Source organism: Streptococcus sp. ELY_137, from assembly GCF_058314515.1.
On record NZ_JBZFUL010000004.1, the window covers coordinates 58,867 to 78,091 of the forward strand.

General features: G+C 43.5%; 18 protein-coding genes. All 18 read left to right on the forward strand.

Translation table 11 applies throughout. From position 1 onward, the window contains the following. Positions 1-10: 10 nt before the first annotated feature. Positions 11-3,580 (forward strand): right-handed parallel beta-helix repeat-containing protein, encoded by a 3,570-nt coding sequence (locus AC4HAO_RS04345; protein ID WP_491134688.1) that lies wholly within the window; start codon positions 11-13, stop codon positions 3,578-3,580. A 347-nt stretch (positions 3,581-3,927) separates the two neighbouring features. Continuing rightward, positions 3,928-4,221, forward strand: coding sequence for a WXG100 family type VII secretion target (locus tag AC4HAO_RS04350; protein ID WP_491134689.1), 294 nt, complete (start codon positions 3,928-3,930; stop codon positions 4,219-4,221). 118 nt (positions 4,222-4,339) lie between these two features. Continuing rightward, complete coding sequence (gene esaA, locus AC4HAO_RS04355) at positions 4,340-7,501, forward strand: type VII secretion protein EsaA (protein WP_491134690.1); 3,162 nt, start codon at positions 4,340-4,342, stop codon at positions 7,499-7,501. 44 nt (positions 7,502-7,545) lie between these two features. Further along, entirely contained in the window at positions 7,546-8,085 is a 540-nt protein-coding gene (locus AC4HAO_RS04360) for a type VII secretion protein EssA (protein ID WP_491134691.1), read from the forward strand. After that, positions 8,072-8,308: an EsaB/YukD family protein gene (locus AC4HAO_RS04365; RefSeq protein ID WP_491134692.1), complete on the forward strand. Its 237-nt coding sequence runs from the start codon at positions 8,072-8,074 to the stop codon at positions 8,306-8,308. The genes AC4HAO_RS04360 and AC4HAO_RS04365 overlap by 14 nt, the downstream gene beginning before the upstream one ends. 3 nt (positions 8,309-8,311) lie before the next feature. Further along, on the forward strand, positions 8,312-9,532 hold the full coding sequence (essB, locus tag AC4HAO_RS04370; protein ID WP_491134693.1) for a type VII secretion protein EssB: 1,221 nt from the start codon (positions 8,312-8,314) through the stop codon (positions 9,530-9,532). Between the two features lie 88 nt (positions 9,533-9,620). Next, positions 9,621-13,988, forward strand: coding sequence for a type VII secretion protein EssC (gene essC / locus AC4HAO_RS04375; protein WP_491134694.1), 4,368 nt, complete (start codon positions 9,621-9,623; stop codon positions 13,986-13,988). A gap of 21 nt (positions 13,989-14,009) precedes the next feature. Further along, positions 14,010-14,312 carry a DUF4176 domain-containing protein gene (locus AC4HAO_RS04380; protein WP_491134695.1) on the forward strand — a complete coding sequence of 101 codons (303 nt, stop codon included), beginning with the start codon at positions 14,010-14,012 and terminating at the stop codon, positions 14,310-14,312. A 10-nt stretch (positions 14,313-14,322) separates the two neighbouring features. Next, positions 14,323-14,709 (forward strand): hypothetical protein, encoded by a 387-nt coding sequence (locus AC4HAO_RS04385; protein ID WP_491134696.1) that lies wholly within the window; start codon positions 14,323-14,325, stop codon positions 14,707-14,709. A gap of 9 nt (positions 14,710-14,718) precedes the next feature. Then, positions 14,719-14,997, forward strand: a complete 279-nt coding sequence (locus AC4HAO_RS04390) for a hypothetical protein (RefSeq protein ID WP_491134697.1) — start codon at positions 14,719-14,721, stop codon at positions 14,995-14,997. Positions 14,998-15,011: 14 nt separating this feature from the next. Next, positions 15,012-15,314: a peptidase gene (locus tag AC4HAO_RS04395; RefSeq protein ID WP_491134698.1), complete on the forward strand. Its 303-nt coding sequence runs from the start codon at positions 15,012-15,014 to the stop codon at positions 15,312-15,314. A gap of 35 nt (positions 15,315-15,349) precedes the next feature. Further along, positions 15,350-16,639, forward strand: coding sequence for a hypothetical protein (locus AC4HAO_RS04400; RefSeq protein WP_491134699.1), 1,290 nt, complete (start codon positions 15,350-15,352; stop codon positions 16,637-16,639). 12 nt (positions 16,640-16,651) lie between these two features. Further along, on the forward strand, positions 16,652-17,488 hold the full coding sequence (locus AC4HAO_RS04405; RefSeq protein WP_491134700.1) for a hypothetical protein: 837 nt from the start codon (positions 16,652-16,654) through the stop codon (positions 17,486-17,488). Next, positions 17,485-17,631 (forward strand): hypothetical protein, encoded by a 147-nt coding sequence (locus AC4HAO_RS04410; protein ID WP_491134701.1) that lies wholly within the window; start codon positions 17,485-17,487, stop codon positions 17,629-17,631. The genes AC4HAO_RS04405 and AC4HAO_RS04410 overlap by 4 nt, the downstream gene beginning before the upstream one ends. Positions 17,632-17,643: 12 nt before the next feature. Next, positions 17,644-18,294 (forward strand): hypothetical protein, encoded by a 651-nt coding sequence (locus tag AC4HAO_RS04415; RefSeq protein WP_491134702.1) that lies wholly within the window; start codon positions 17,644-17,646, stop codon positions 18,292-18,294. An 11-nt stretch (positions 18,295-18,305) separates the two neighbouring features. Further along, positions 18,306-18,479, forward strand: coding sequence for a hypothetical protein (locus AC4HAO_RS04420; RefSeq protein ID WP_491134703.1), 174 nt, complete (start codon positions 18,306-18,308; stop codon positions 18,477-18,479). A 135-nt stretch (positions 18,480-18,614) separates the two neighbouring features. After that, positions 18,615-18,746: a ClpB D2-like domain containing protein gene (locus AC4HAO_RS04425; RefSeq protein WP_491134704.1), complete on the forward strand. Its 132-nt coding sequence runs from the start codon at positions 18,615-18,617 to the stop codon at positions 18,744-18,746. Beyond that, a complete protein-coding gene (locus AC4HAO_RS04430; protein ID WP_491134705.1) occupies positions 18,691-18,897 on the forward strand; it encodes a ClpB D2-like domain containing protein in 207 nt (68 codons plus the stop codon). Before AC4HAO_RS04425 ends, AC4HAO_RS04430 begins: the two co-directional genes overlap by 56 nt. Positions 18,898-19,225: the final 328 nt, after the last annotated feature.

Here is a 19,225-nt window from a genome sequence, read left to right on the forward strand (position 1 = left end):
AGGAGGGTTTATGCCTATCTACAAACGAACAGCTGCTGTCCTTATGGGCTTAGCAGTAATTGGTATGGCTTGGCAGGCAACGACAACCAGTGCTGATGAAGTTGCTGAGAGTTCAGCACCAGTCTCAGATGTAACTGTCTCTCAGCCAGATGCTCGGGCGACAGCTGGCCAAGTTGTTAGTGAGCCAGCGAGCCCTCAAACAGAAAATGTACAGCCGCAAGCATCTGCTACGGCTAACACTGTTAGCAATGTAGCAGATAGCTCAGGCTATGGAGCACAAGTTCCCTATACGACTTACGAAGCAGAAAATGCTAGTCTAGCCAATGGCGCCAAGGAAGAGTATTCAACAGACACAGACTCAACTGCTGTTGAAGCTTCCTATCAAAAGTATGTAGAACTTCCAGAGCAGGGCTCATCAGTGTCGTTCCAAGTACAAAATCCAGCTAATGCTATTAATGTACGCTACACTATTCCTGATGGAGCATCTGGTCAGCTAGATGTCCAAGTCAACGGTAACAGTGTTGCCAATCTTGATCTATCGTCTAAATCAGCTTGGCAGTATATGGATGGCGATATTCCTAGTGATTCGCCCTCAGCCAATTCACGAGCACGTTTCCGCTTTGATGAAGTGCACACCCTTTTAAATGGTGTACAGATTAATGCAGGGGATACGCTATCTCTTGTGAAAAATAGGGCCGATAATGTTGCTTATGGTATTGATTTTATCGAGTTGGAACAAGTAGGCGATCCAATTGCTCAGGGTTCCAACGCCATTAATATCACCTCCAAAGGTGCCGTAGCTAATGACGGCCTTGACGACAGCCAAGCCCTCATCGATGCCCTTAATGAAGCGAAGTCAACTGGAAGGGATGTTTATATCCCAGAAGGCCAATTTGACTTGGCTAGAAAAATTGGTGTTGATGCTTCAAACATCAAGATTTCCGGTGCCGGTATGTGGCACACCAAACTCCATTTCACCAGCGATCAACCCTCTGGTGGTGGCTTCGACTTTAACCATAACGTGAACAAGGTTGAATTGAGCGATCTTTATATGGATTCAAATTTAACATCACGTTACAATGAACAAGCCCAGTACAAAGCCATTGCCGGCTCCCTTGGTTCGGATTCTTCTATCCATGATGTCTGGTTAGAACACTTTGAATGTGGCTTGTGGATCGGCGACTACGATACATCAGGCGGTTTTAAATATACTGATGGTTTAGTAGTTAAAAACGCTCGTATCCGCAATAACCTCGCTGACGGTGTGAATTTCGCACAAGGTACAAGAAATTCATCTGTTATTAACTCAAGTATCCGTGGTAATGGTGATGACAGCTTGGCTACCTGGTCCAGCAATCACAGCGGTACGGATGCTCCTGCTACTGAAAACAACAAGTTTCTCAACAATACTATTGAATTGGGATGGCGTGCCGGAGGTGTTGGAATCTTCGGCGGTAAGGGCCATGAAGTTGCCAACAATATTATTAAAGATAACTTTGCAGGAGCAGGTGTACGCCTAAACACCGTTTTTCCTGGCCATAATTTTGACAGCAATGATACAGGGATTAATATCCACGATAACTACCTTTTAAATACAGGTACGACAAGTGATTTGTATGGCATTTCACGCGGTGCTATTGATCTTGAAGCTCAAAACGGTAGCATTAAGAATATTTCTGTTGCAGATAACAAAATCTTAAATTCATTCTCAGAAGCCTTTAAAGCTAACTTCCAACTGACTGAGGCAGGCAGCGGAGAAGATGTCCGCTTTGCAAACAATACAGTAGCTAATACTGAATTACCGCAGCCAGATCACTCAGTAGTACCAATGCCAAGTAATCCAACTCCAGAGGAACAGCCGGAGCCAGAAACACCGGCGCAGCCATCTGAACCAAACGATCAAGCAGACACCCCTGCTAATCCCGAGCAGTCGATTGACCCATCAGCTCCTTCAAATGGGAACCAAGGTGAGGTTCCATCTGCACCGGGGTCTGAACAACCAGACGCTGGTGGACAAGCTGATGAAGCGGCTCCAAGCCAACCATCGCAACCAGAAAATGATGAAGGAACAACACCGGATTCATCAGAAACAGGAGCAACACCAACGCCAGAGGTACCAGCTCCAGTCGATCCTGCCCCAGAAGTGCAACCTGAATCAGGAGTTCCTGAGCAGCCATCTGAACCATCAGAACAACCGGAAAATTCAGAAGGAACAGTGCCAGTAAATCCTGAGGTAACACCGCAACCAGATCTCGCTGTCCCTTCGGAACAAGCTCCAGAAAAGGAAATACTGGCACAGCCAGACGCTCCGACACTGGATCAGCCATCAGGTTCTGAAAATAGTAGCGAAGAGAGCGGCACAGCTCCTGCACCTGCCATTCCAACCCCCCAGATCGATGAGTCTACCCCTGCAGTGCCAGAAATAGAAGGAACTCCGCAAGCTGAGCAAGCAGCTCCAAGTGAGCCCGCCCAGCCGAATGCTCAACTCAATCCCGAGCAGCTGGATGACTCAAGTAGATCAACCCCAGATACGGAGGAACAGCCGGAGCCAGAAACACCGGCGCAGCCATCTGAACCAAACGATCAAACAGACACCCCTGCTAATCCCGCGCAGTCGATTGACCCATCAGCTCCCTCAAATGGGAACCAAGGTGAGGTTCCATCTGCGCCGGGGGCTGATCAACCAAACGCTGGTGGACAAGCTGATGAAGCGGCTCCAAGCGATCCTGCCCCAGAAATGCAACCTGAATCAGGAGCCCCCGAGCAGCCATCTGAACCATCAGGACAACCGGAAAATTCAGAAGGAACAGCGCCAGTAGATCCTGAGGTAACTCCAGAATCTGAAAAAACGCCGCAAGCAGAGACTCCGACACCAAATGAGCAGTCCCAGCCGTCTGGTCAGACCAATACCCCTGCTGGAGCCGATCAAGCACTTGATCCGACAAGAGACTCAGTAACCCCAGAACAATCTGCAGAACCGACCGACCAAGCTAACGGCAACGGTCAAGCACAGGTTCTGCCTGACCAAGAAGGCTCAGACTCTTTTGAGGTACCAGGAACAGATCAACCTCAAGCTGGTAGTCAAGCAGAAGATCCTTCACAAGGTGAATCAGTCCCTGCACCAAATATCAATGCAGTCACCCCTGATAGTCAGACAGAAGTTGCAAATCCACCAGCATCGGATGTAGTGACTCCAGCCCAGCCTACTGCTCCAGCAAATTCGGATGCCCCTGTCCAAGCCCCTGCAGGTGACAACAGTCCCCTATCTGATCCTGTGCAAGGACGAGATCCGGCAGTTAATGCTGGTGCTGCTGACCCAGAAGATTCAAATAAGCCTTCTCAAAGCTCAGTGACACCAGTCGAAGCAGGGCAGCCAACATCACCGCAAACCCCCAATATGAGCAGTTCACCTTCAACGGCGGAAAGCAGTGATAAAGACACCCCTTCTAATGCTGACGGGCAGCCAAATGAGTTACCGCAAACCGGTGATAATACTAAGGCTATCAGTGTCTTCTTTGTTCTTGGATTTGCTGTTATTACTGGTTTAGCCTTTCTTGCTAAACAGGAATCGCAAATCTAAAGCAATGTTGTAATAAAGTAACAAAATTTTGATATTACATTATGCCTAAGGGTTCTAACAAGGCTAACCAGATAGGATGGTTAGCTTTGTTTCTTGTTTTGAAAAGCCGTGTGATACACGCACGAATCGCTAGGACAGTCTGATTTTTCTCCATGATTCTTATAATCAGCGCAAAAATCTTGAAAGAGACTAAAATTGTGTTATTATAGAAACTGTTAGGAGTAAGTAAGTTTTTGCTAAACAATTGAAACAAAAATGTAATAATTATGTAACTGAAATATTGTTGAAAAATTTTTTAAAAATTAGGATACTATACACAAGTATAATTAGAAAGGAAGGGTTTATTTATGGCTGGACAAATTAAATTGACGCCGGATGAGTTGCGCACATCAGCTCAGAAGTATACACAAGGTTCACAAAGTGTCCAAGATGTTTTGACATCTCTGACCAATGAACAAGCTGTTATCTCAGAAAACTGGGATGGTACTGCTTTTGATGCCTTTGAAACGCAATTCAACGAATTGTCCCCTAAAGTTAGCCAGTTTGCGGAATTGCTGGAATCTATCAACACGCAGTTGAATAGTGTTGCTACTACTATTGAAGAAACTGATAGTAGCATTGCTTCGCAAATTGGACGCTAATAGAGGGTTTAAAGGGAGCAGGAAGGGCCAGTCCCTCCCTGCTTTTATTATGTAAGCCAGCAGTTTTCAATAATCTTAACTGCTGCTGGCTCACATAATAAATAAAAAATTAGAAGGAATGACTGTCGTGAAAAAAAGAGTGCCAAAAGCTCTGAAGCTTGTTGGAAATATAGTCCTTATTGTTGCCTTATTTTTTGGAATTTTAGGATTGAATATCTGGCTGCAGCGGGTTCATAGAGAAAAGGCGGTAGCTGAAGCTAATCGCCTAAATATCGCTGTTATTAATGAAGACAGAGATGTAACGGATAAAAAGGAAACCTATCACCTAGGTGATGATTATATCAAAACGCTGGAGCGAGATGACAGCCAAAATTGGACAGTAACGACACGCTCAACAGCAGAATCAGGCTTGAAATCAGGCCGCTACCAATTAGCAGTTTATATCCCTAGTAATTTCTCGTCCAAGGTTCTGGATATTAACAATGTTTTAGTTGATAAAGCAACCGTAACCTATAAAATCAATGCCAAGGGAAGCCAGCAGGTAGAAGCCAAGGCTAAGCAAGCTGGTGATAAAATTGTTTCTGACCTCAACAGCAGGCTGGTCAACATGTATATGGCTTCTGTTCTGGGCAATCTTTACACGGCCCAGCAAAACGCCCAAGCGGTTTCTGAACTGCAGCACAAGACAGTCGGTACCTACCAAGCAACCCTCTATCAGCCGGTTATTAATTTTGAAAACGTCTTTCCGAGTCTGACGGGTCTCTCTAACAGCAGCCTGCAGTCTTCTCTGAGTCTTTCAAAAGCTTTGTCAGAAGCGGCTCAAAAGGCGGAACAAGATGGGGTTGATACCTCAGATATGATGCCGACTTTGGCAAGTTTGATCGCTGATTACAGCCAAGGAGAGATATCAGCTAAGGACTACACTCAAGGTACAATGCAGATGGATTCCAAAGCATTATCCGACCAGCTGTCTGCCATGACTAAGGCCTTGGAAAAATTAGAAGGGGATCAGGCTAGTGTCTCCAGTCTCCTTGGGACAGTACCGCCTGAAGGAGCAGAGGGCGCTGCACCGGAAGCACAAGACAACCCTGATCAGGCTAACAATAACGATGATGAAAAGAATCAGCCAGAAGGAGATGAGCGTCGAACTATCGATGATAGCCAAGGGGAAGCTGGTGACAGTGCTGATAAAGAAACACAGACTTATCAAGAATCTTTAGAACAAGCTTCCACTCAACTGGATAAACTAGAAACGCAATTAAAATCGGTCAAGGAAAGAAATGATAATAGCGGTCAGACCAAACCCGTTGAAGATGTGGTCAGGGAAGAACTAGAAAAATACTATGGGAAAGCTCTTGATCAGGTGACAGTTAAGGATCTTTTAGCAAAAGATTCTAGCTTAAATCAGAGTTTAGAGACCTACCAAGCCCGATTAACTAGTCTCAAGGACTTGCTTTCTCAGTCGGTGAGCGCTCTGCCAGCCGATAAGGTGGCCGGTGTGGCTGGTGATCTGAACGGGGTCACAGATACTAATTACAGCAGTCAGATTACCCAATATACTGATGCCGCATCAGCGTCTAACTATGGTTACAGTGCAGGAGATGGGGCTGGCCTCAAATCTAATCTGGCGAATGCTGCTCAGGCAGTCCGTGACTACGATACCGAAGATGTTAAGGCCTCAACAGAGGTCAAGACCGAGACCCAGGCTAGCTTGAGCTGGGATAAGGATAAGGTGACTATTGAGTCTTGGTATGTAACCAAGGATGGTGCTTCGACTGATCCTGTTAGTCCAGACACCCCAATCACGGTTGATCTCAGCCAGAATAACACCTTCCACTACAATATCAAGGCTGATAGCGAAGCCCAAGGCAGCGGGGTAGTGAGTATCAAATTAGGCGGTGTTTCTGTGAGTCAAACAGAAGGCAAGACTATTGATGCTAAGGACTATGCTCAAAAGGTTGAAGCTTACGCCCAAGCCGCTCAGGCCGTAGTAGCAGCTTATAATCATACAGGTAGTCTGCTCAAGGCCTACTACCCCAACGGTGCTGACCAGTCAGGGGCTGACGATTTTCTAAATCAGAGTGCTGAAGACCTCTTAGTCAATTTGCTAACACCTGCGATTTCAAATGCCCTCAATACGTACTCGTCTGATGTAGAAGTTGATCAAGCATTGAAGACCCTGAAAGAAAGTCGCCAGACTCTAAAGGACAAGTTAGGAACAATCATCTCCACCAATGATCAGGTAGAGGCAGATATTAGTGAAACCGCAGGCCTCCTAAAGGAGCTTCAAAAAGGCGGTGCCGGTAAGGTTGATGAGAAGGCAGCCAAGGAGCGTTCAGATAAGTCATCCGATTTATCGAAAAAACTGGCTAAACTAATCTCGCAATCCCAAGCCCTCAAGTCTTCTGCCCAGTCCAATGCCAAGGCAGCTTCCTCTGTCTCCAAGACTTTTGATTCCTTCAATAAGGCAGCGCAAAAAGCTCAAGATGACGGCAAAAAGCTGTCTGCGGATGCCAAGGTCTTGATGACGAAGTTTAATCAAGAGTTATCCGAGACTAATGATTTTGTCAAATCTTTTAAGGATGTCTTAGATAATGCTTACGATAATGGGGTTCCTAATGAAGCCCTCTTGGAATTTCTATCCAGCCCGGTTGTCTCGCGCTCAAGCTCCTACAAATCGCGTGTGACGACTGCGAAGCCTTTTACTTGGATCTTACTGCTGGCTGTTATTAGTTTATTTAGTGCTTATCTCTTTGCCACGCAGGATCTTATTGGACGTGTGAAGAATCAGTTTGCCAAAGGGCTCTTTGCGGATACAGATCCGCTCAATGTCGGTACCTTGAGCGCCCTAGCTCTAATTGAAGGGATGGCTCTGGGGATTGTCTCAGCTAGATCTATGGCTCTAGACCGGGATTTGGTGCCTTCTTGGATTCTAATCTTTGTGCTCTTTAGCTTGGTGCTGCTGCACGGTCAGTATTTTGTCCTCAAGCACCTGCGCTCACTGGGAATGGGCTTAGTGCTCTACAACTTAGTCAGCTTTGTATACTTCTCCAATGCGCTTGGTGCCAGCGTTGGTTTGACTGGCTGGATGCGTCAGCTCAAACGCTGGAACTTCCTATCGCTGATGGAGAAGACCTTGGCGGCCTATGTTGACCATATCACGGCTGATGGCAAATTGATTGTCTTCCTGCTTTTAGCCGTTGTGGTAGTCATTACCTTGAATATGCTGGTACGCTTCCCATGGGAGGGGCACCCTCAAGAGGTGTCAGAGAAAGCCTAACAGAAAAATAGAAATTAAGAACGTAAAGACATAAGGAGATTGTGATGCTTGCTTTGGTAAAAATGCGGTCGTTAGTTCAAACGGTATTAAAGCAGCGCCGCTTCAAAAGATATTTAGCAGTGGCTCTTATCCTGGGCTGTTTCCTCTTTTCACTGAGAGTTTCAGGAATAACAGTAAGAGATAACCGTTTGCAGTTTCAGACCAACCGAGTGGCGCAGGATCAAAATGAGACCCTAGGGCAGCAGTCCAAGCAGGTCAGGAAGCTCTTCAACCCAGAGGAAACACAGAAGCTGGATGAGCGCAAAGACGGCAAGGCAGCCCTCTCTGGTCAGCAGCGCCAGCTCTTTCGAACAACAAAGACTGTGAGAACCAGCCGCAAGCAGAGTCAGACACCGCTCTTTCAGGCCAGTGTTACTCATACGCTGGATATTAAGGCCGGACAAGATGAAGACCGCTGGAACATGACAGCGGTCCTATTGTATAGTGGGGTCATGTTAGTGACCCTAGGAGCGGCAGGAACCATAAGCTGGTCAGTGGCCCGCCGTACTAGACAGGAAGAGGAACAAACACATGCAGGCGATTAACGTGACGATTGATTTAGGCAAGCAACAAGTGGACCTCAGAATCCCTCGTCGCCTAACGGTTAAACAACTATATGAAGAATTAAGACAGATTTACCAATTGCCCAAAATGATCACCTCCCCTCAGCTTTTGGTGGTCAATAAAGGTTTAGTTTTATCGAAAGCCGCTTATCTGTCTGATTATCCGATTACCACTGGAGATTATCTGCGTTTAGAGGAGCTTTAAAGCATGGAAGAGCTATTTCATTTTTTAGGACAAGAATTTACACTTATTAAAGAACAGAGCACTTGGCAGTTGACGCTCAAGCGCTCTATGATTAATCTGGCTGACCCAGAACAGCTGGATCTTTTAGCGCCCCCAGCTCCCCAGCTGCTGCCGCAAACTTATCAGGTTGATAAGGAAGTGGTGACCCTGACTTATGCGGTACCAACCTTAGGCCGCACCTTTGGAGAGATCCAAACATTACCCATGTCAGAGCAGCTGCGTTTTTCGCTCAATATTCTTGAGCTTAGTCAGGTAACCAGCTATCCTTTCGGCTTGATTCTCCATCCTGCTAATCTTTTTATTACTAAAGATTTAACCTTAAAATTAGCTTATCGTAGTCTTCTGGGAGTTATGGTGCCGGTAAGTTTCACACCCGAAGATTTTTTGAGGCAGGCTAAGGCTCTTATCGTCAGCCTCTTTACCAGAGAAGAGTTCTCCAGCCTTTACGATGGCAGCTTGGAAGTACTCAAACTGCCAGCCTTTTTGGAGCCTGTCCGCGCTGCTCAGACCTTAGCAGATTTAGAAGCTTATCTGCACACCCTTTATCAGGAGAAGGTTGCTGAAGAAGCCAAAACACAAAGCTTGGTTTCTAAGCGTCGCTTCGCTGTTTATAAGTACACAACGATATGGCTGGCAGCTCTCGCCGTCCTGCTCAGTATCCCTCTAGTCTATCTGGTCTTTTTCCAAAGCCCTTTTCAGGCTAAGATGCTGCAAGCCGATAAGTCTTTTCTCAAGGAAGACTATACCGGCTTAATTGATGATATGGAGCGGGTCAAGCTGGACAAGATTCCTTACACACAGAAATACGAACTGGCCTATGCCTACATCCAAGGGCTGGACTTCAATGCTGACCAGCGTGAGGTCGTCATGAATAATATTACCCTCAAATCAGATGAGCTCTATCTGGATTACTGGATTCAAATCGGCCGCGGCGACCACGGTGATGCTGTCGATACGGCTAAACGTTTGGATGATGTGGATTTAATCCTCTATGCCCTAGCTGAGCAGATTACGGCAACCCGTAAGGACAGCCATCTGTCTGGTAAGAAACGCGATGAAAAGCTCTCTCGCCTGCAGTCTGAATACGACCAGTACTGGGAAGACCGTAAAGATGCCCTATCTGGAAAGGATGATGATGGTACCGCTACCACGTCAGCTAGCTCTGGCTCTGCGTCAGAGAAGTAGATTTAAGCAAAAGTAACTAGTAAGGGAAGGCGGGCTAAAGGTTTGTCCCCTTCTATCCTATGAAAAGAAAAGGAAAGCTAAAAAGACCATGGATATCATTGTACTTCGTGATACCTACCGTCAGGTCTTGACGGTCCCTAAAAAAGGCGCTCTGCGTCTCAATGATCATCTCAGCATCTCGCAGACTGATGATAGTTTGATCTATCAAACTAAGGAAAAGGAAGCTCCCCTCGGCACCGCCGTTCGGATAGGAGATTTTGTTGTTTATCCCAAGCCTGATAATCAGCGTCGTTACAGCATCGATGGCCTGTCCCGTGTCGTTGTCGGAACCCTAGCTGGGAGCGATCTCCTGTCGGGAAGTCAGGACATTAGCCTGCTGCTAACCAAGGTTAAGGATGGCAGCTGGCAGCTTCAGAATCTCGGATCGCCCATCTACCTCAATAACCATCTTACCTCCCAAAATCAAAAGCTTCCTTTCGGAGCAGAATTGGCCTTTGGCAACAGCCTGCTTAAGATCTTTCCCAAGGAAATCTGGGTATCAGGTGCTGTTAAAAATGTAACTTTACTTGAGGTAGCTGTTTCAGCTTACCATTACTATGAAGACTATCCAGACTACCACCGCTCACCGCGTTTGGTCTACCGCTCCAATGAAGATAGGATGACGGTCAATGCACCGCCACAAGTGCCCAATAAACCTCGTAATGAACTGCTCAGAATGTTGGTTCCGCCTCTAGTCATGATTGGCGTGGTCATCCTGATTTCAGTCTTTCAGCCTAGAGGATTATATATCCTCATGTCAGTAGCCATGAGTATCGTGACCGCTATTTTCTCTGTTCAGAACTATTTTCGTAACAAGCGGGAATATAAGCAGAGTTTGGCCGATCGGATTTCGGCCTATCATGCCTACCTCGCTGATAAGTCTATCCAATTGACGAAGTTGGCACAGGAACAGCGTTTCGGCCAGTTTTATCACTATCCTGCTCTGGTTCAACTCAACCAATTAGCTCAAGAGTATTCTCACCGTATTTACGAAAAGACCCCCCAAGACTTTGATTTTCTCTATTACCGCTTAGGGCTAGGGGAAGTGCCGACCAGCTACCGATTAGAGTACTCCCAACAGGAGCGCTCAGGTGTTAAAGATCCTCTGGAAATGGAAGGCTTTGCCCTCTATGAGTCTCATAAAAAGCTAGATGATATGCCAGTGCTGGCCAATCTCAAGAACGGTCCAGTCGGTTACGTCGGTGAGCGCTCACTTGTATTGGAGCAGCTCCAACTCCTTGTTCACCAGCTGGCTGTCTTTCACTCTTATCATGATGTTCAGTTCATCACCATCATACCTGAGGCTGAAAAAGATCAGTGGCAGTGGCTGCGCTGGCTGCCCCATGCGACCCTGCAGGACGTTAACGTTCGTGGCTTTATCTACAATGAGCGCACCCGTGATCAAATCCTCAACCGTTTGATGGAGACCTTAAGACAGCGTCAACTTAAACAGAAAGAAGCTGGATCCAAGCAAGAGTTGATCCACCTGCCCCACTACGTGGTGCTGGTGACGGATGAGACTCTGATCACGGACCATGTTATTATGGAGTTCTTCGCCGGAGATCCAACCGCCTTAGGTTGCAGTCTTATTTTTGTACAGGATGTCATGCGCTCCCTATCTGAGAATGTCAAGACGGTCATCCACCTGAAAGACCAAGCTACTGGTGAACTTGTCATGGAAGAAGGCGAACTCAAAAATCATGAGTTCGCTCTGGATCATTTCCCAGAAGGTTATGATAAGGAACGAATAAGCCGCCGGCTGGCGCCTCTCAACCATCTCAAGACCCTTAAGTCGGCCATTCCAGATGCTGTTACTTTCCTTGAGATGTACCAAGTTGATAGGGTGGAGGAATTAGGAATTTTTGAACGTTGGCAGTCGCATTCCCCCCATCAGTCTATGGCGGTTTCTCTGGGTTTGCGAGGAAGCGACGATTATGTTAAGCTAGACTTGCATGAGCGGGCGCATGGGCCGCACGGCCTGATTGCCGGGACGACCGGTTCTGGGAAGTCAGAGCTGATTCAGTCTTATATCCTATCGCTGGCAGTCAATTTCCACCCACACGATGTAGCCTTTCTCTTGATTGACTATAAGGGTGGGGGAATGGCTAATCTCTTTAAAGACCTGCCCCACGTCTTGGGAACCATTACCAACTTGGACGGCAACCAGTCCAAACGGGCTATGGCCTCTATTGAAGCGGAAAACAAGCGCCGTCAGCGCCTCTTTGCTGATGCGGGAGTCAATCACATCCACGCCTATCAGAAAAAGTATAAGCAAGGAGAAGTCTCCGAACCCCTGCCCCATCTGATCATCATCAGTGATGAGTTTGCGGAACTCAAGAACGAGCAGCCAGACTTTATCACCCAGCTGGTATCAACGGCTCGGATCGGGCGTTCCTTGGGTGTCAACTTGATTCTAGCGACGCAGAAACCCTCTGGAGTGGTCAATGACCAGATCTGGTCCAACTCCAACTTTCGGATTGCCCTTAAAGTGGCGGACAAGGCCGACTCACAGGAGATGCTGCACACACCGGACGCAGCTACGATTAATCAAGCGGGCCGAGCCTATCTGCAGGTCGGGAATAATGAAGTCTATGAGCTCTTCCAAAGTGCCTGGTCAGGGGCGGATTACCAGCCCGATAAGGAAGATCAGGGCATAGAAGACCATACGATTTTCGCTATCAATGACCTAGGGCAGTACGAGGCGCTCAATCAGGATCTCTCGGGGCTCGATGAAGCAACTGATATCCGTGAAGTCCCAACGGAGCTGGATATCGTGGTTAAGCATATCCAGAAGGTGACCAAGGAAAAGAAGATTGCTCAGCTGGCTCAGCCTTGGCTGCCGCCGTTGCAAGAAAGAGTGTATTTGCCTGATTTACGGCAGGAAAACTATAGAAAGCTTTGGTCCCAAGAACTTCATACTATTAAAGCTATATTGGGCTTTATCGATCTTCCCAGTCATCAAAAGCAAGAAGTCTTAGAGCATGATTTCATGGAAGATGGTAATATTGTTTTGATTGCTTCACCTACCATGGGGAAATCAACATTTCTTCAGACCGTAACGATGGATTTGGCTCAACAGCACACTCCTGAAGTGGTTCAGTTTTACTTGGTTGATTTTGGAACTAATGGTCTGTTTCCTTTGCAGGACTTACCGCATGTGGCAGATTATATTACTATTGACGATACTGAAAAAATTGATAAATTTATAAAATTGTTGAAAGATACAATTGAGCAACGCAAGCAATTATTTAGTCATCATCAGGTTTCAAATACCCTAATGTATGAAGAAGTAACGGGCTATAAAATCCCTCATCTCTTCATTATGATTGACTCTTATGATGGGATTAAGGAGACAGCTTCCGCGATGGCTTTAGAAACACTTTTTTTATCTCTGTCTCGTGATGGTATTAGTCTTGGTATTCATTTAGTGATTACAGCCGTACGTCAAGGTTCTTTAAAGCCATCTTTATTAGCAACCCTCAAAAGACGTATCAGTTTGAAATTAACGGAAGATTCAGAAACTCGCACATTTATTGGTGGCCGTTCACAATTGTCTCTGGAAAATCTTCCTGGACGTGGTATGATTTATTATAATCAGCCAGAGATCTTCCAAGTTGGTTTGCCAGTTTTTGGTCTGAGTGATTTTGAAATTATCCAAAATTTAAGAGCATTAGCTGAGGAGATGAATCAAAATTGGTTAGGAAATAGGCCAAAGAGTATACCAATTGTACCTGATACTCTTACATTCCAGAAATTCAAAGATAAGGAGAGTGTACAAAAAGCTATTAAACAAGATTATATCCCTATCGGACTTGACTTTTTAAATGTCGAGCATGTAGGTATTCAGTTGAAAAATTTCAGGCATTTATTAGTATTTGGTGAGAATATTGTTGCAGTTGATAGGGTGCTTCATCATCTGTTTTTCAGTTCATTTGCATTAGCAACTAATACACATATTGTACTAGTTGATGGAGCAGAAGAATATCAAGACTATCTGAAAGAAATTAATATTTATGTAGGAGCAGATGTAATTGATAAGTTTATCCCTAAGATGTTGAAAGAAATTCAGGATAGGAAAGAGAAGCGCAAAACAGTCCATACTCTGATTGTTATTCCAGATATTCTTAATTTTATTGAGATGACGGATTGCTCACTGAAGGATTTTACTAAATTGTATAACGAGGGACCTCGTTATGGTTTGCATTTCATTATAGCCTCCCAAAAGTCTACGTTATTAAAAAATGATATGATCATTAAGCATATTAGAGATAATGTCGAATCTGCAATTGTAGCACAGAGACTCTATGATCAAGCTTTTATTCGACATAATAAAACAAGTCGGGAACAAAAGCTTGAACAGGATGAAGTTTATCTTTATCAAAACGAATCAGCTGTGAAAACAAAAATTACAAAATAAGAAGAAAGAAGGAATTATATTATGACTAAAAGTTTATTACCACTTGGTTCAGTTGTGTATCTTGAAGAAGGAACAGAAAAGTTAATGATTGTCGGCAGAGGGGTTATTTATAATGATCAAGAGGAAGGACGACAAGTCTATACGGATTATATGGGGTGCGTCTATCCGACAGGAATTGACCCTGAACAAAGCTTTTTCTTTAATGAAGAAAATATTGATAAGGTAGTTTTTGAAGGTTTAAAGGGTGAAGAGGAAGATCGCTTTTTAGAGCTTTATCAAGAATGGGAAGAGACATTAAGAGTTCCTAAAAAGATGATTAAATAGGAGAATTTTTATGAATTATAAAGAGAGGATAGCAGCGCTTAAACAATTTAAAACTACAGTTTCTGCTGGAGAAACAACAGATAATGTCAGCAGCATCTCTTCTGATGTGGAGGGGTGGACAGGAGATGCAAAAGGTAAATTTGATGATTACATTGAAAAAGTTCAAAAAGACTGTAAAACTATTGCCGGTCGAAAAGCAACCTTTTTAACCTCAATTGATTCTATTATTTCCGGCATTCAGGCTCAATTTGATTCAGAATATGAATCGAATTCTTATATTTTGACTGCAACGTATGATTCTGAAGATGCTGCTAAAAATAGAGACGCTAAAATTACTGCAATTGATAATCTGGGAATAGATGATAGTGTGAAGGCAGCCTTGAAGGAAAATTTATAGGAGAATAGTATGACAACTATTAAAGTAGAAAACAGCGTAACGGATTCATTGACGACATTAAATATTGCAATTGAGAGTTACAAATCAGCAGCAGTGTCAGCTGTGGCAGGGTTTAGTGAGTTTCCGGGTGTTTTAGAAGGCAAATCGTATGAAGCCTTGATTTCACAGACAAATTCTGTTTTGGGAACGCAGGAGGTATTGGTAGCAGAATGCCTCACCTTATCTCAGAAACTTGATTCTTTTGTGTCAGAGATATCGGACGCAGAAAGCAGTGTTTCTTTTGAATAGAAGGAGGTTACTATATGGCAGACGGAAAGGTTAGTTATGAACCCGGGAAGCATAACGCTTTTAAATCAGATTTGGGGAGAATAAAGGATAGTTTTGATGACTTAGTAACAGAACTTGGTAAAGTTAAAAGCAGTGTGTCGGATAACCTAGAAGGGAAGGCCGCTACAAGTTTGGTAGCAGCCATTGATGATCTGGTTTCAAAATTGAACACTGAACAAAATAATTGGCAAACGGTTACAGATAATGCCAGCAAGATAGAAGAACTCATTAAGGAGGCTGATGGAAAAGCAGCATCCAGCATTGAAGGAGACGGTTAGTTAAGTAAAAACTGACAAGGAAGGAGAAATGAAATATGAGTGTAGGTTCTTTTAAAATACCTGTTGATGCTTATTACTCAAAATCAAGTGATTTTAAATCAAAGGTGACAGAACTTAAGGATGCTGTTCAGAATAATTTTTTGGATTTAGTGGCCAATAATACTGGTAGCTTGGACAGCCGAGATGCCGCATCGGTTGAAGCGATTGAAGCTTATACAAGTGCTAAAACAGAGATTGAAACGATTGAGGATTATGAAACAAAACTGAATGATATGTCTAGTGAAGGGGACAATAATCCTATAAATCCTGTAGTAACCTTAGATAATAACTACAGTACAACCTTCAGCAATATATCTCAGGGGCAGGCCTCCTCAGATGTTTCCAGTGTGTTAGAAACGATTACTTCAGATGTAGAAACGGTCAAAGAAAAAAATCAACTCATTGAGATGATTAACAAATATGGCTCAGCCGTAGGGGATAATGACTGGGTTCAGCGCATGTTACAGCTTGCCGGGAAAAATCCTGCTAAAGCTTTGGAGACGCTTTACAGCAATGAAAAGTTCATTGAAACAATCTCTAAAAGCGAAAGTGCTTCAAAATTCTTCTTGGGAACAATGAGCTATTTGGAAAAAGCTAAGGGGCTGCCAACGGCTCTGATTGACTCCATTTCTAACAGTTCTGCCTTCTATTCTTGGGTTGAAAAACTTAAACCAGCCACTCAAGAAAAAGTGCTCAATGGTATGATTACCATCGCAGACAAAGGTTACAATCTGCTTAATGGTGGAGGAAAACTTGGGAACTGGGCTACCAGCATAGCATCTGGCAAAATGGCTGGTGTCGTCTCCTCGCTGGTTAATTCCAAGGCAGCAACTGCTATCGGCAATGTGGCCAAGAAATTCGGTGAGTCGGCCTTAGGTAAAGTAGCGGCCAATCCTTGGACAGCTATAGCTGTTGAAACAGGAATCCGCAGCTTTGGAGCCTATAATGATATGAGTTCTGAGACTTATCACAATGTCGGTAAATCTGTCGCCAGCGGTGTCATTGATACAGTAGCCAATGTCGGTCCGGTCAGCGGTGCGCTCATAGGTGCCAGCGTCGGAGGGCCAGTTGGAGCCGTTGTAGGTGGATTTATTGGAGCGGGTATTCAAGTCGTCCAATTCTTTGCTCCAGATTTGAAGAGTAAGGCTAAAGAAGCCGCTTACGACGCTGTTGACGCCGTCTCCAAAGCCGGTAAGGCAGCGGCTGCCAAGGTTGGTGATGTCGTTTCCTCGGCTGGCAAGGGCTTCTCAAAAATGGCCTCCGCGGTAGGCGGCTGGTTCGGCTAGGAGGTGATTCAGATGAAGCAGACAATTTTTAACGCCTCTCTGGAGGAGAGTATGAACCTCGTCACCGATAAGTATATTCAGACATCTATGGAGGAATCTAAGCATAAAAAGATAACAAAAAAAATGTTTGGTGGTCTGTTTATCCTTTTGGTCATGTACTTATTCTCACTTATGAAAGTTTATGCAAGAGCAGAGGGAGTAACTTTCCTATTTTTAGATGTCAATATATCTTTTTGGTTTTTGATTTTATGCGCCTTTGGTACTTTTGTTAGCTACATCTATAAATTATTTTCAGTCAAGAATTATAGTATTTTATCTTATTATTACTATATGCAAAGTTTTTCTCTGATGACATTTTTTTTGGCACTTGAAATAGCTGTTCTTAGTATTGCTGGGGCTGGTATTGTATTAGGTAATATATGGTCGACGATCATTTATGGAGTATTTTACTTAGTTATTTTTATCGAACGCTACTTATCTATAAAGAAAGATTTCATGAATACCTTGTACGGTGAACAAATAGCTTCTAATAAACTTATGAGTGTATTAGAAAACTTTACAGAGATATCAAAACGATATGGTGGCTTTGTTGTGCTTATTATCATAGTTTTGCGATTTTTTATGACAGATAATATTTATCAAAATGATATTACTCGAACTATTGGATTATTGGGATTTCCAATTGTTATAGGATTTGGTCTTTACTTTGCTTTTGCACTAATAATAGATAGTTTTTCTGGCTATTATCTCAAAAAATATTTAGAAGACTATCGTAAATTATCGGGTTATTCTATTGAAGAGTGGTATGGTCCAAAGTCGAAAAAATACAAAGAATCACTGACAAAATGAGATTAAAGAATTGGTTTTACAGCGCTGTTGATGCCGTCTCCAAGGCTGGTAAGGCAGCGGCTGCCAAGGTTGGTGATGTCATTTCCTCGGCTGGCAAGGGCTTCTCCAAAATGGCCTCAGCGATAGGCGGCTGGTTCGGCTAGGAGGTGATTCAGATGAAACAGACAATTTTTAACGCCTCTCTGGAGGAGAGCATGAACCTCGTCACCGATAAGTATATTCAGACATCTATGGAGGATATCAATGAAAAAGGGGTTAAACGGAAAGTTTTAGGGTTTATCACGATACTCTTTTTCATGTATTTAGACTGTCTGGTAGGAAATATAGTAGATGGCTTAAAGGTCACCTTTTTATTCATAACCCCATCCTATATAGCTAAGTTTTTCTTTGTTTTAGGCTTTATTCCAACAACCCTTTATTTTTACTCTATTTTTAGGCTTCGTAACAATCGAATTTTATCTTATTATTACTATAATATCTATGCCTATCTGTTGACATTTTTATTTTGCTTACAAGCGGCAGTATTATTTATTGCAGCATCATCAATAGCTTTGGGACCGATACTATCCACTTTGATATACGGTATTCTTCTAATAGTTCTCTTATTAGAACGTGCTAACTGGTTTAAACGTTCCACTTTAAAAGCATTATATAATCAAGAAAAATTTGTTAATGCTCAATCTGATTTTATGGAGAAATTCGTTGCCTTTTCTAAAAAATATGGGGGGGTGTTGTTCTTTTTATCCTTATTATTCGCTGGTTCTTGCCAGGGCAGACTAAGGATAATGATTTCACTAGGATGTTAGGATTAGCTTTTATGCCGCTGCTATTCCTTTTAGCGATTTATTTTACCCTGTCATTAGTAAGTGAAAGTATCGAAGGCTATTATCTCAAAAAATATTTAGAAGATTATCGTAAATTATCGGGTTATTCTATTGAAGAGTGGTATGGTCCAAAGTCGAAAAAATACAAAGAATCACTGACAAAATGAGATTAAAGAATTGGTTTTACAGAGTTGGCAGTTCGAGACCATCAATATATTCATGATAACGTTCAATCGGCTGTTAAAGATTATTTCCGACCATAGTTCTTAAATCGTATTGATGAGACAGTTGTTTTTAGACCTTTGGATGGTGATAATATTTTAGAGATCACGCGGCTGTTGCTGCAACAGGAACAAATTATACTGGCACAGCAAGGAATTGAAGTTGATTTTGATGAAAAAGTTGCAGTTTATATTGCAAAGGCATGTTTTTGATCCTATCAACAGTGCTCGTCCAATCAAACGAGGGATTACCCGTCTGATTGAGGATAAGCTATCTCAACTTTTGATTTATCAAGATATTACAAAAGGTGATCATATCCTGATTACAGAAAACAATCAAGAAATTAAAATTATCAGATATTAATTTTTGGACGGACGGATAGCCGCCAGATAAAGTAGTTAATCAAAGCTTTCAGATATAAAACAGTTCGCCTGTGTTCCAAGTTTCTATATGGGTGGACCTTCGTTTTAAAAGGACCAAGAACCAGAAATAATATAGTAACTTTGAGTCCAATCAATTGACAAAAGACTGCCCAATGGCATAAAATCGTTTATATACCAATGAAAAGAGTCGCTTTTTAAAAGCGCAGCTCTTCTTACAGACTTAGTATTTTATTACAGGAGTGCCCACTCCTACTAAAAGCTTCAAGAAAAAGATTACCTCGCTTGTCTTCAAGGACACAGTTTTATTC